Annotated in this window: 7 protein-coding genes and 1 other annotated feature; of the genes, 5 read left to right on the top strand and 2 right to left on the bottom strand. The window is 33.6% G+C overall.

All coding sequences use genetic code 11. From position 1 onward, the window contains the following. Nucleotides 1–85 precede the first annotated feature (85 nt). The 4 genes from C4Q29_RS04795 to C4Q29_RS04780 all read left to right on the top strand — a co-directional run bounded on the left by C4Q29_RS04795 (nucleotide 86) and on the right by C4Q29_RS04780 (nucleotide 9,664). On the top strand, nucleotides 86–1,453 hold the full coding sequence (locus tag C4Q29_RS04795) for a MurT ligase domain-containing protein (protein ID WP_103981680.1): 1,368 nt from the start codon (nucleotides 86–88) through the stop codon (nucleotides 1,451–1,453). Continuing rightward, on the top strand, nucleotides 1,453–2,178 hold the full coding sequence (locus C4Q29_RS04790; RefSeq protein WP_103981679.1) for a hypothetical protein: 726 nt from the start codon (nucleotides 1,453–1,455) through the stop codon (nucleotides 2,176–2,178). The genes C4Q29_RS04795 and C4Q29_RS04790 overlap by 1 nt, the downstream gene beginning before the upstream one ends. A 73-nt stretch (nucleotides 2,179–2,251) precedes the next feature. Next, nucleotides 2,252–2,554 (top strand): DUF4298 domain-containing protein, encoded by a 303-nt coding sequence (locus C4Q29_RS04785; protein WP_103981678.1) that lies wholly within the window; start codon nucleotides 2,252–2,254, stop codon nucleotides 2,552–2,554. Nucleotides 2,555–2,839: 285 nt separating this feature from the next. Then, complete coding sequence (locus tag C4Q29_RS04780) at nucleotides 2,840–9,664, top strand: endo-alpha-N-acetylgalactosaminidase family protein (RefSeq protein WP_103981677.1); 6,825 nt, start codon at nucleotides 2,840–2,842, stop codon at nucleotides 9,662–9,664. 44 nt (nucleotides 9,665–9,708) lie between these two features. Here C4Q29_RS04780 and rocF read toward each other — a convergent pair whose 3' ends face one another. After that, nucleotides 9,709–10,605: an arginase gene (gene rocF, locus C4Q29_RS04775; RefSeq protein ID WP_103981676.1), complete on the bottom strand. Its 897-nt coding sequence runs from the start codon at nucleotides 10,603–10,605 to the stop codon at nucleotides 9,709–9,711. 110 nt (nucleotides 10,606–10,715) lie between these two features. After that, nucleotides 10,716–10,942, top strand: a binding site (T-box leader). Between the two features lie 60 nt (nucleotides 10,943–11,002). Between rocF and brnQ the strand changes: the two genes are divergently transcribed. After that, the gene (gene brnQ / locus C4Q29_RS04770; protein WP_103981675.1) at nucleotides 11,003–12,328 is read left to right on the top strand and encodes a branched-chain amino acid transport system II carrier protein; all 1,326 of its coding nucleotides are present in this window, start codon (nucleotides 11,003–11,005) and stop codon (nucleotides 12,326–12,328) included. A 375-nt stretch (nucleotides 12,329–12,703) separates the two neighbouring features. Here brnQ and C4Q29_RS04765 read toward each other — a convergent pair whose 3' ends face one another. Continuing rightward, complete coding sequence (locus C4Q29_RS04765) at nucleotides 12,704–13,774, bottom strand: NAD(P)H-dependent amine dehydrogenase family protein (protein ID WP_103981674.1); 1,071 nt, start codon at nucleotides 13,772–13,774, stop codon at nucleotides 12,704–12,706. Nucleotides 13,775–14,007: the final 233 nt, after the last annotated feature.

The following is a 14,007-nucleotide window of genomic DNA, read 5'->3' as shown; positions in this document are numbered from 1 at the left end:
TAAAATATATCATTTATACTATTAGTATATTAAAAACGAATACAATTATAAAATATTTGAATAATTAATATTTGAAAGGGAGACAATGAATATTAAGACCAGATTTACAATATTTTTAACTAAATCAACAAAGGCACTTATGAGAATATTGAATAAACCTGCTACATATTTTCCTGGGTACTTGGCAGAAAAACTAGACAAGGACATATTAAAAAACTTAGATACTCCAAATAAGATTTATGGGATAACTGGTACAAATGGTAAGACTACCAGTTCAAATATATTGGCTGATACTTTAGATAATTTAGGAGTTTCTTACATATCCAATAGGGCAGGGGCCAATGTTAAAGTTGGGATTATTTCAAGCTTATTAGATGCTAACAAATTATTTGGTGGAAACAATAAAGAATCTGCAGTCCTAGAAATAGATGAGCTTTGGACAAAGAAGGTTTTAAAAGATGTAAAATTGACCAGCTTAACTATTACAAATCTTTCTCAAGACTACTATGAAAGAAATGCTAATATCTTTTATGTCAGAAAAAGAATAGAACAAGCAATTACACCAGGTGTAAAACTTATTTTAAATGCTTCAGACCCTATATCTTCTGATTTAGATGTTGATAATGAGAAAGTCTATTATGATGTACTAAATATTTTCAATGAAAAAGAAAGAAGAGATTCTAAGATAAATGATATGATTTATTGTCCAAAATGTTCTTCTAAAATTGAATGGAAATTTAATAGATATCATCATTACGGTAAATTCATATGCCCCAACTGTGGTTTTACAAATCCTCAGGCGGACTATATAGTAGAATCATTCGATGAAACTACAGATAAGTTAATAGTTAATGACAGAGGAGATATTGTAGAATTACCTATTGTACAAAAAACGATAGAGAATGTTTATAATCAGATTTCGATTTATGCAATCCTAAGAGAAGATGGATATAATCATGAAGATATAGCCAAAGCCATGGAAAAGATTAAAATTACAGAAGATAGGTATATGATAGATAAAGTTGGAAACAAGGAAATTATCAATTTAAACCAAAAGCTATATAATTCTGTATCCATATCTAGATTCTATGACAATATTTCTAAATATGAAGCAAAGCGTAAAACAATCATAGCCTTGTCTCAAAATCTAGAGTCTAAATACATAGACCACAGAAGTCCAGGCTGGGCTTTTGAAATAGACTTCCAATATGTGACTGATGAAGTCGATAAGATAATTATCTTATCCAAGCACTATCCAGAATTAGTTTTAGCAATGATTATGTCTGGGATAGACAAGGATAAAATTATAGTAGCTAAAGATGAAGAGGATATCTTGACATATATAGTTTTTTCTAAAGAAGAGACTATCTTTATCACATATGATATTTTCAAAGAAAACATTGCACAAGCAAATAGGATAGCTAATATGATTAAAGAGAAAGTGAGGGATTAGTGAATATAGAGATACTTTACAAAGAATTGTATGTGTATGGCGAAGATGCCAATGCAGAATATCTTGAAATGATGTTTGACAAACACAACATTATCAATACCGATTTCAATGAAACCCCATACTTTGTAGATAATCGTCCAGATTTGATTTTTATAGACGCTATAAGTGAGCATTTTCTTGACCAAATAGCAGAAAAGCTTTTAGTTTACAAAGAAAGGCTTAAAGAATTAATAGAGGATGGCGTCCACATAATCATAATGAATAACGCCATGGATATTTTTGGTAAAAGCTTAAATATTTCTGGTTTTGGTGAAGCCTACGAAGGTAAGTGCCTAGGACTTTTAAATTATATAACTTATAGAGATTATGACAACAGGCATGTGCGATTGACCCTTGCAGACTTTAAAGGTCATGAACATGTTGCTATCAATATGGGTTTTTCTCAGTACTATTATGAAGATGAAAGTGACCACCTATATGAGACTACTGCTGGTTATGGATTCAATATGAAAACTACACTTGGTGGTTTTAGATACAAGAATGTTTATTGTACAGAATTAGTTGGTGAACTTTTTATTGTAAATCCTCATTTATCAAAGGATTTACTAAAAGAATTAGGGCAAGAAGAAAAATTACCTTACGAAGAATATGTCTATGAAATCTACAACTTTAAATTAAAAAATTTGAAGAATGATCCTAAGGTAAATGAGCCGACAGAAAAATAATAAGAAATTTTAAGCTTTAATATTTTTATATCGGGTAATATATATAACGTAAGGATAAATAATGGAGGTATATATGGAATTTGAACACATTGTTGAATATACAGAAATTTATGAAAACCACAAAAAAGAATTAGAATCATTTAAGAAAGCTTTAAAGGATTTTCAAAAATCCTATGCTGAATATAGAAAATTGGTAGAATACTATGACAGTAAACAATTTATGGAAGACTTTGACAAATCAAACAATGGTGAAATAGACCCTGAAATAAACCAAGGTATACTTACTGAAGATGCAATTTATGATTTAATCGGTGACAATTATTATTTAGCTATTGATCTTTTATCAATGGCAACAGATATGATAAAAAATAACTGAAATTTATTAGTGGGAGAAGCCCTTAACCTAAATGAAAGGTTAAGGGCTTTTTCAATATGTAAATATCAAAAAAAGAAATAGATATCATTGCTATGTATTTAACTAATTTAAGCGGTTATCAAATAATTATTGCTTGTAAGCCTGATAACAGCTATTTTACAACTTGTAATTACCATTATTAAAAGTTCGTAATATTTATATGAGAAAATGATGTAAAAACGCTTTCAAAATTATGCTAAATAATAATTTTAAGTTATACTTTTAAATAAGAACAAAGGAGGTCGTATGAAAAAAAATGGAAGATTACTTGCATGGCTTTTAGTTTTTGCAATGCTAATAGGCTTTATCCCGCCTGTTAAACATGTAGAAGCTGCAGGTTTCGATGCGGTAAATCAAGAGTGGAAGATATCATCTGAAAACCCTACAACAGAGAAATCTGAAGTGGTAACAGATGATTCAGGTACATGGAGAAGATTTGTATCTTCACCAGAAAATGATAATGGAAAGAATGCAGCAGTATTCACAAATGAAACTATCGGTGATAGTTTAGACCATAATTATGAATTTGTAATTAAGTCAAATTCAAGTTCAGAAACTACAAGATTTGGATTTTTCTTAAGATATAAAAATTCATCACAATCAGTATTTGTTGGATACGATACAGCAGGATGGTTCTATCAGTTATACGATGGACAAAATAATCCATGGTATGAAGGTCAAAGAATACCTGCACCTAAAAAAGGTGTTGAAACAAAGGTAAATATCTCTTTATCAGGATCAGATTTAAATGTCTTGATAAATGGTGTAGATGCTTTTGGTGGCAAGGTTGATGTACCACAAGGTTTAACCCAAGTTGGTAAATTAGCTATTAAAGCCGGTACTTATAGCGGTGAATTAACAGATGTTCTTGTAAAGGGTAACAAAGCTACAGGTGATTTTACAGAAACTGTAGAAGTTGAAAAAGAACAACCTGACCAACCAGAAGAAGGTAATTTAGTAAATGGATGGAAGATTTCTAGTCCGAAAGTTCAAAATGAAGTATTAGAAACCCAAGAAAAAAATGGTAAATCATATACAAGATTTGTTGCTGGTCAAGGAAATGACAATCAACAAAATCCAGGTGTATTTACCAATGAAAAGCTAGGGGAAGTTAAAGATGGAGAATTCAACTTCACAATTTCTCCAAATACACAAGCAGCAAAAACAAGGGCTGGTTTCTACCTAAGGTACAATGGATTAAACTCAACAATATTTGTTGGATATGATACAGGTGGATGGTTCTGGCAAGTATACAACGGAGCAGGAAATCCTTGGTATGGTGGTCAAAGAATTGCTGCACCTGAAAAAGACCAAACAACTAATGTAAGCATCAACTTATCCGGAGATCAAATGACAGTTTCTATAGATGGTCAAGACGCCTTTGGAACAGTTGATGTATCTTCAGTAAGCCAAGCTGGTAAGGTTGGTATAAAAGCTGCAGCTTTTGGACAAGAATTTTCTGATGTAGCCTTAGAAAACAAGGAAATCCTTGTGACTGAAAAAGTTACATTGAAAGGTAAGGTTACAGACGAAGAAGATCAAGCTATAAAAGATGTCAAAGTTAAAGCCTTTGATAAAGAAACTCTTACAGATGAAGAGGGTGCATATACTTTAGAAGAAGTATCAAAAACTAAACAAAAATTAGTATTTGAACACCCAGCATATGAAGCTAAAGAAGTTGAATATCTAGGTGACGAAGAAACAAAAATTGATGTACAACTAGTTAAAAAGGCAGAGGTAAATGCTGACCAGTTAACTAACGGCACAATGGAAGTTACAATAAATAAAGACTTCCCACAAGTTGTACAATACAAGATGCTAAAAGAAGACAACAAGATATTTGAAGGTCAAAGACAAGTATTAAATACTATTACTATTAATGGTGTTGATTATCAAACAGAGGTAGAGTATACAAAGGTAAATGACACTAGGGCCAGATATATCCTTGAAAACTTAAGTGGAGATTTAAAATTTAGATTAACTTATGACCTATCAATTAAGGACAATAGTTTAGAATTAAAATTAGTTAAGGTTGAAAATCTAAATGCATCCCAACAATCAGATAAAGATATAGTAAGAACTATAGAGTTTAGACAACATAGTTTAGTATCTGTAAATACTAACCAAGAAAATCCAAACCTAATGGGTGGTAAGGTTAATGTAAATACTAGAACTAAGGCTGGTGATCAAAAGATTGATTTAGATGAAAAAACAAAAGTTCAATCAAGCGCTCATTCAATTGCTGTAATTTCAAACAATGAATTGTCAGCTACCTTATATTCTAATACAGAAACTGACTCACTTGGTGACTGGAACAATACAGTAAGTGAAGTTTATAAAGAAGGAAGTGTAAACCACTTAAGCTTAAGATCAGCAGAATGGGTTTACCAAAAAGGACTTGCTTACAAACCAGCAGATAGTGAAGCCTTAAATTCTTTACCAGTAGTTAGAGTAGCTATTACTGGCGATAGAAACGATGACGGACAAATCAACTGGAACGATGGGGCTGTTGCGTATAGAGACATAGCCTGGAAGAGACCAGGTGGATCATTAGTTCCTGAAACAGTTGCAACAAGAATCGCTATGAACTTTGGTTCACAAGCACAAAACCCATTCCTAGTAACTTTAGATAACGTGAAGAAGGTTTACCTACACACAGATGGACTAGGACAAAACGTATTGCTAAAAGGTTATGGATCAGAAGGTCACGACTCTGGTCACTTAAACTACGCTGACATCGGTAAGAGAATCGGTGGAGCAAAAGACATGAAGTTATTATTAGATGAAGGTGAAAAATATGGAGCAATTTTTGGTATTCACGTAAATGCTTCAGAAACATATCCAGAGTCTAAATACTTCACAGAAGACAGATTATTAAGAAAAGATGGTAACTATGCCTACGGTTGGAACTGGATCGACCAAGGTATAAATATCAATGCAGACTACGACCTAAGACATGGAAGAGCTCAAAGATGGTCCGACCTAGCTAAGGAACTTGATAGGGGTGATGGTACAAATGGATTAGACTATATCTACGTTGACGTATGGGGTAATGGTCAATCTGGTAACAACGGTACATGGGCTTCACAACAATTAGCTAAAGAAATCATGTCTCAAAACTGGTCAGTTGCTGGAGAATGGGGTTATGCAAACCATTACACATCCATATTCCAACACTGGGCAGCAGACTTAACCTATGGTGGATATTCACTTAAAGGTGTAAACTCTAAACTTATAAGATTTGTTGAAAACCATGAAAGAGATGCTTGGGTAGCAAACTATCCATCATATTCCGGAGCGGCCTTAAATCCATTATTAGGCGGCTACAACATGAAAGACTTTGAAGGATGGCAAGGTAGAAACTCTTATTCATCCTATATGACCAACTTATACAGAAACAACCTATCATCCAAATTTATCCAACACTTCAAGGTGAATAAATGGGTAGATGGCGAAAGCACAAATCTTCCAGAAGCTCCTGGTTGGATACCAGAAATGGAAGTTGGTGGTATAAACGAAGGTATAAATAAATCAATAAACATTAAAAGATTAGCAAATGACTATGCAAAAGACCAAGCAGGATACAGAACAAGAAAGATGTATCTAGAAGGTAAACATATCTTTACTGAAACTGCAAGTGATGTAAACTACTTAATACCTTGGTATTGGGATCAAAATGGTAAGATTTTAGGATCATCTGATCAAAAACTATATCATTTCAATACACAAGCAGGAACAACTACTTGGGACCTACCATCAGAATTTGCAGGTCAATCAAGCTTAGTAATGTATGAATTAACAGATACCGGTAAGAAAAATGAAAAAGTAATACCTGTATCAAATGGACAAGTTACAATAACAGCTGAAGCTAATACACCTTATGTATTATTCAAAGAAGCTAAGACAAATAAGAATGTGACTTGGTCAGAATATGCACACATCACAGATACTGGATTCAACGCAAGAAATCTTGATGCTTGGACAGTAGAAGGAAATGAAAATTCAAAGACAGAAATAGTTGATACAGCTACAGGTACACAAGTATTAGAAATTTCTAACAACGAAAACAAGACTACTTTAAGTCAAAAGATTAAAGACTTAAAACCAGGTCAAAGATATGCTGTATACGTAGGTGTAGAAAATAGGTCAGATACTAAGGCTTTTATAGAATTGAAAGATTCTAAGGGTAATCAAATTGACTACAACTATACAAATAGGTCAATAGCCCTAAACTTTGTAAAGGCTTATGCTCACAATACAAACAATCAATCTTACACAGTAAAAGAAAGTAGCCCATTCCCAAATTGGACACCAGGTACATCATACTTCCAAAACATGTATGTATTCTTTACAGCTCCAAGTGACGGATCAGAAGTTACCTTGACTATTGGTAAGGAAGCAGGCGAAGGTACAGCCTACTTTGATGATATAAGAGTATTTGAAAATGAAATGAACAATTATCCTGATGATGAAAAGACTTTTGTACAAGACTTTGAAAATTCACCACAAGGATTATACCCATTCGTAAATGGTGGTGCAGAATTTGTTGAAGATAATAGAATTCACTTATCAGAATACAATGCACCATATACACAAAAAGGATGGCATGTAAAGAAAGTTTCAGACGTTATAAGCGGTAAGTGGTCACTAAAAGTTAATGGTTTAACTCAAAAGAACCACCTACTATATCAAACTGTTCCTCAAAACTACAGATTTAAACCAGGAAAGACCTATGAAGTAACACTAGATTACCTAGTAGGTTCAAATGGAACATACAAATTTGTTTTAGGTGATGGTAAATATTATGACAACTTCAACGAATTTATTGCAAGTTACGACCTAACAGAAACTGTAAGCAATAAAGAAGGTCAAGAAGCAAACAAATTAAATGTTCAATTTACAGTTCCAGAAGATAGTGATGGCAACTATTGGATTGGTATGTTCTCAACCAATAAAGCTGCAGATACAAGAGGTGTAACAGGTGGAGATGCTACCTTCGGTGGATATAGAGACTTGATTATCGATAATCTAGTAATTAAGGAAAAAGATTCTAAGGATGAATTAGATTTAGAAGAATTAAACAAGGCTATTGAAGCAGCTAAAGAAGAATTAGCAAAACACACTTACACAGAAGAAAGTAGAAGAGCTTTAGAAAATCAATTAGAAGCTGCAAAAGTAACAATGGAAAACCCATTGACAGTTCAAGCTCACATCGATGGACATACCAACAAGATTAAAGAGTTAACAGACGCTTTAGAAATTGATGTTCCAAGTAAGATAGACTTGCAAAAAGCTATATCTGAAGCGGATGCTATACTAGAATCTGACGGTTACAAAGATGAAGCTAAGGAATTGATTAAAGAAGTTCTAGATGAAGTTAAAGAAGTAAATCTTGATGATAAGGCTAGCTTAGAAGAAATAAACGCTGCTACAGAAAAACTAAAACAATCGATTTTAGAGGCTAAGAGAGCAAATGGATTTACTAGAGAATATGAAGAAGAGGAAAGATTACATCCTGACAAGATTACTGCTATTGCTGCAACCGGAGAGGCTCCATATGATGGTGGTGCAACAAAGGATAAACTTGTAGATGGTAATAGAAATACATTCTGGCACAATGACTGGCAATCTAATAACGGTATGCCTCAATCAGTTGATTTGAAATTTGATGAAAAAGTTAAATTAACAGGATTCAACTATGTAGCTAGACAAAATGGTTCAAATGGTGATGTAAGAGCTTATAAACTTTATACAAGTGAAGATGGTAAGACCTGGACAGAAGCCTATAATGGTGAATTTAGCAATAATGGTAGCGGGTTAAATAATAAGAAAGTTAACCTAGTTCAATTCGCAAAACCTATAGAAACAGAATATCTAAGATTTGAAGTAACAAGTTCATTTGGTAATGAAAAGGATAAATTTGCTTCAGGTGCAGAATTAGAAATTGCTTACCTAGCTAAGAAGTTTGAACTTACAGAAAATACTCCTGAACTTGACATAGTAGACAAGACTCCTCTAGCAGAAGCTATAAGAGAAGCCTTGAAAGTTAAGACTGATAAATTTACTGAAGAATCTGTAGATGCCTTGAATAAACAACTTGAAGAAGTTAAGAAGGTATTAGCAAATCCAGAAGCTGGACAAGAAGAGGTAAATGAAGCAGTTGAAGCTCTAGAAAAAGCTATAGAAGACTTAGTTAAACTAGGTGAAGAACCAGGAGAAAATCCAGAAGAACCGGGCAAAAATCCAGAAGAGCCAGGCGAAAATCCAGAAGAACCGGGCAAAAATCCAGAAGAGCCAGGCGAAAATCCAGAAGAACCGGGCGAAAATCCAGAAGAGCCAGGTGAAACACCAGAAGAACCGGGCGAAAATCCAGAAGAGCCAGGTGAAACACCAGAAGAACCGGGTGAAAATCCAGATGATCCAGGACAAACACCAGGCCAACCAGGAGAAAATCCAGATGATCCAGGACAAACACCAGGCCAACCAGGAGAAAATCCAGATGATCCAGGACAAACACCAGGCCAACCAGGAGAAAATCCAGATGATCCAGGACAAACACCAGGTCAACCAGGAGAAACTTCTGAAGATATAGAAATGATTGTTAAGGATATAGATGGGAATGGCTTGTTAAATAAAGAAAGCTTAGAATTCTTGAAAGATAGAGTATTAGAATTCAAAGATATACATTTCAGAAATACAAAGACCAAAGAAGAAGTAGATGTGGATAAAGATATGAAAGTTACTGTTGAAGTAAACTATACAAACGACCTTAAAGTTTACCACATTGAAGAAGATGGATCACTAACAAGAGTAAAACACATAAGTGTAGATGGAAACAAAGTAACATTTACTTTTGATAGATTCTCACCATTTGTATTCTCAACAGCAAAAGCTGATGGACAAACAAAACCTGATGGTCAAGTAAAACCTGGTGTAGAAGCAAAAGACTTAACACCAAAACTAGCACCAAAGACAGGTGATGTATTTGTAGAAGTGTTTATGATAGCAACAGTATTTGCTGCAGTAGCAATATTTGTAGTAAAGAAAAGAAAAGAAGAATATCATAGATAGAAGTAAATAGAAAAAGAGCTGTTTTATAACAGCTCTTTTTTGCTTTATATAAATTTCTTACCAAAGAATCCTAATAGCAATTCCTTAGCAATCAAGGAAGTTTTATTCCCTATATCCAAACTTGGGCTAACTTCAACTAATTCTAGGCCCTTGATTTTATCATTCTTACCCAATCTTGACATTATATCTCTGGCCATGTTGTAGTCTAGTCCACCTCTTACAGGAACCCCTGTACCTGGTGCTATATCCATATCTATTGAGTCAATATCATAAGAAGTATAGATGTTATCTACATCTTTTAGGTATTCAAAAGTTTCTTCCAAAACTTTTTTAATTCCTTTTTCATAGATTTCAGCCATTGAGAAATATTTTATATTAAGATCTTCAATTATTTTTTCTTCACCTTCGTCGATATCTCTGATGGCAATATATACAATATTTTCAGGCTTTAAGTAATAATCTCCACCAATTTTATTTAGTCTGTCATCACAAAGATTAAGTAGGGCTGCGATTGGCATGCCATGGACATTTCCTGAAGTGGATGTCTTTTCAGTGTTTATATCCGCGTGGGCATCAATGTATATAAGGCCTGGATTGTCATGTTTTTTCAAAAATGCCTTAAAAGTTGCCAATACCAATGAATGGTCGCCTCCCAAAATCAATGGGAATGAATCCCTGTCAAACAAGTCATAAGCTTGTTCATTAATCTTTGCTAGAGAAGGTAATAGCCTGTCTAAATTGGTCATATTGTCAACGTTTTTTTCTTTTTTATAACCATTATCTATATCTACATTGCCTAAGTCAGTTACATTTAGTCCTAAATCTATTAGATCGTCTAAAACACCGGTCATTCTTATTGAATCAGGGCCTAGTCTAGTACCAATAGTGCTTGCTCCCAAATCCATAGGAATGCCAAGTATCGAAATATTGTTTTTATTCATATTATTCTCCGTTTTTTCTTTTAATTATATCACTATTTATCTCAATGGATTAAAAATTTTGACATATGTATAAAAATTCTTTATAATGATTTTAATAAATAGATTTAAGATTAAAGAGTATAGAAAAAAAGAGTAAGCTTATGAAAGAGTGCAGAGAGTAGTCGTTTGGTGCGAGACTATCTTGGAAGTAGGTTGAAAATCATTTTTCTCTTGCAAGTCCGAAAAGAGTAAGACTTGACGCGATTGCATGCGTTATTGTGCACGGCATTGATAGATGCTTGAGAGCTTATTTTTGTATAAGAATTAAGGTGGTAACGCGGAATATTTCGTCCTTTGTCAATTGGCAAAGGACTTTTTTATTTTTAAATATATTTATAATATTTTTTTTGGAGGAAAGATGAACAAGTTGAAAAGAAATGACTTTATGCATGTAAGTGTAATGTTATTTGGATTATTTTTTGGAGCAGGAAACCTGATATTCCCACCACTTTTAGGTAACCAAGCAGGAACAAGCATGTGGATTGCCTTTCTAGGTTTTGCCATTACAGCTATAGTATTCCCAGTAGTGGGTGCCATCGTTGTAGGTAAAACAGAAGGTTTAACAAACCTAGCAAGCAGAGTTGGACCAATCTTCGCCCTAGTATTTACAACAGCAATATACATATCTATTGGGCCAGGAATGGGAATACCAAGAGCGGGTAGTGTACCTTTCGAAATGGCTATAGCACCTTATTTACCGGAATCATTTTCAGTGACATTAGCAAGATTGATATATACTTTTGTATTTTTTGCCATAGCCATGTGGGTGTGTTTAAATCCAAGTAAACTAGTAGTAAGGGTTGGAAAATACCTTACACCAAGTTTATTACTATTGATAACTCTTATGTTTATTAGAGTAATATTGCTTCCAAGCAATGTGGGCCAACCAGTAGGAGACTATGCCAACGCTCCTCTAGTCAAAGGTTTCTTATCTGGCTATGAAACAATGGATGCCATAGCCGCCTTAAACTTTGGTTTTGTTGTTGCGGTCTCTATAAAAAGATTTGGAGTAAAAGATAAAAAAGTTGTGACTAAATATACAATAAAAAGTGGATTGATAGCAGGATCCTTATTAACTCTTGTCTACGCCATGCTTAGCTTAATAGGAATGAGGACATCAGGTTTGCTAGTAGGTGCGAAAAATGGAGTAGTCATTCTTACTGCAAATGTAAGAGAAGCCTTTGGAGAATTTGGTCTAGTTTTATTAGCAGGAATCTTCACCCTAGCCTGCTTGACAACATGTATAGGATTAATCACAAGTGGTGGGGAATACTTCTACACACTTTTCAAAGAAAAATTATCCTATAGAGCTTGGGTATACATCTGGACAATATTTTCATTTTTAATGGCAAATTTTGGTCTAAACAAGCTTTTAGCAATATCTGTACCAATGTTATTAATAATATATCCAGTTGCACTTTTACTCATAGTTATGGGTATAAGTCACGATTTATTTAAGTATGAGAAATTATCCTATTTATTTTCAGCTGTCGTGGCTGTAGTGTTACCAGTTATAAATGTAATGGCGACAAGTTTTAAAGTAAGGATCCCTTTCTTGACAAATTTTGAAGAGAGTCTGCCTTTAGCCGACAAAGGCTTGTCTTGGCTGCTACCTACTCTAGGAGTATTGGTCGTGGCTTATCTTGTTGAAAAATTGATAAATAGTGAAAAGTTGAAGGTTTGATAAAGGAAGAATACACTCTTGCAAAACTTGTGGTTTTGCAAGAGTTTTTTGATTGGTGATATTTGTGGTTGGCCATATGAAGAAAATAAGTTTTAAAATCAATTTTGGCCTTATATACTTATGAGAATTCAAAAACTGTAAGTGTTAAATCGGTTTTTTGAATTTAAAACTTATCTGAGAAGTTGGAAATAAGTTTTAAAATCACTTTTTAGATTTTATACTTACGAAAATCTCAAAACCGTAAGTTTTAAAACCGTTTTTCGAGTTTAAAACTTATCTCGCCCAAGTTGATACCAATCATTTAAAAAAAGTTGTTGCAAAATTTTTTGCAACAACTCCTCTTTTTACGTTGCCTAAAAGGCAGCAACATTTATATTATAGATAATAATCCATATCCTTTACCATGTATCTTGGATTTGGCATTTTATCTGTTGTGATATATCCTGCTTCTGCTTTTATTAAAGCAGGGATTCTATTTACTAGGTTAGAACATGTTAGTTTTACTGTGTCTGGATTGTCCATTACAAGTTTTGTATCTGGTTCACCTTCAAAGGTCCATCTGTTGATGTCATAATTTTCAGGAGCATAAACATATCCTAGGTTGTGTGTTTCGATCGTGATACCTTCTTCAGTTTCTGTAGTTACCACAAATTCTGTACCAGTAGCGTCACCAGCTTTTATTGTCATATTTAAGGTTGAAGATTCTAAATCTTCTGTGTGGGTTACAGGAATACTCTTTTGAGTTTGAGATGTTATTGTAAGTCCTAATTTTTCACATAACCAACCATTTTGATTCCACATATATGAAGGAATTACCTTTCCTTCTTCTATAGCTGTTAGGGTTTCTTCATAGTTTAAGTCATTGTATTGGCCAAATTTTTCATTGAAATCTTCTTGGTTTAATCCTGCACCATGACCTTCAGCTAAAGCTATTCCGTAGTCTTCAACATTGTAGCTGCTTATTCCGTGGATCTTTTTGATATCGAACAATGATCCTGCTACTGTATCTACTAAAACTCCCCAATACATATCAGGATAACCACTACCTGAAAGTGTACAGTTACTTACTTTTGCTAATTTGTCTAATTCTTCAGTTAATTCTTTGCTTGAATTCCATGGGTATAGGGCTTCTTCACATGTACTGATAGCATTCACCCCATGTTTTGCACAAAGTCTATATACATCTGAAATTTCTTCAACAGTAGACCTTGTTGCTACTATACAAACATTTGGCTTTTTAGCTTCTAAGCATTTTTCAAATTCTTCTGCAGCTTGTATTTTAATTCCCTTGTTTTCACTTTCTATAACAAAGCCTATATCTTTTCCGACTATATCTGGATTGTTGTCAAAGGCGCCAACAATTTCACCACCTTTTTCTAAGCAATATCTCATAAGATATTTAGCCATCTTACCGCATCCAAATTGCACGATTTTAATTTTTCCCATTTTAGTCTCCTTTTCTTGTATAGTAATATTCCTACAATATAATTATAAACCTTTGTCAAATAAAAAACTATATAAAAAAAACAAAAAAAATTGTTGCGAAATTTTGAACTGACCCCAAAAAGTTGGACCTAAAAACTAACTAAGGAGGTCAGTTTTTTCATGGCAAAATATAGTATAGAATTCAAAAAGAAAGTTGTAAACGAATATTTAGAAGGATGTGTAAGCTTAAAAGA

Source organism: Helcococcus massiliensis (assembly GCF_900258485.1).
In the GTDB taxonomy this organism is placed as follows: Bacteria; Bacillota; Clostridia; order Tissierellales; family Peptoniphilaceae; genus Helcococcus; species Helcococcus massiliensis.
The sequence above is the reverse complement of the archived record's forward strand: the minus strand, read 5'-3'. Positions and strand labels throughout refer to the sequence as shown.

What these genes read in the sequence shown, in the direction of transcription:
- C4Q29_RS04795 (WP_103981680.1), top strand. Translation starts at nt 86, where the DNA reads ATGAATATTAAGACCAGATTTACAATATTTTTAACTAAATCAACAAAG.
- C4Q29_RS04785 (WP_103981678.1), top strand. Translation starts at nt 2,252, where the DNA reads ATGGAATTTGAACACATTGTTGAATATACAGAAATTTATGAAAACCAC.
- C4Q29_RS04780 (WP_103981677.1), top strand. Translation starts at nt 2,840, where the DNA reads ATGAAAAAAAATGGAAGATTACTTGCATGGCTTTTAGTTTTTGCAATG.
- rocF (WP_103981676.1), bottom strand. Translation starts at nt 10,605, where the DNA reads ATGAATAAAAACAATATTTCGATACTTGGCATTCCTATGGATTTGGGA.
- brnQ (WP_103981675.1), top strand. Translation starts at nt 11,003, where the DNA reads ATGAACAAGTTGAAAAGAAATGACTTTATGCATGTAAGTGTAATGTTA.
- C4Q29_RS04765 (WP_103981674.1), bottom strand. Translation starts at nt 13,774, where the DNA reads ATGGGAAAAATTAAAATCGTGCAATTTGGATGCGGTAAGATGGCTAAA.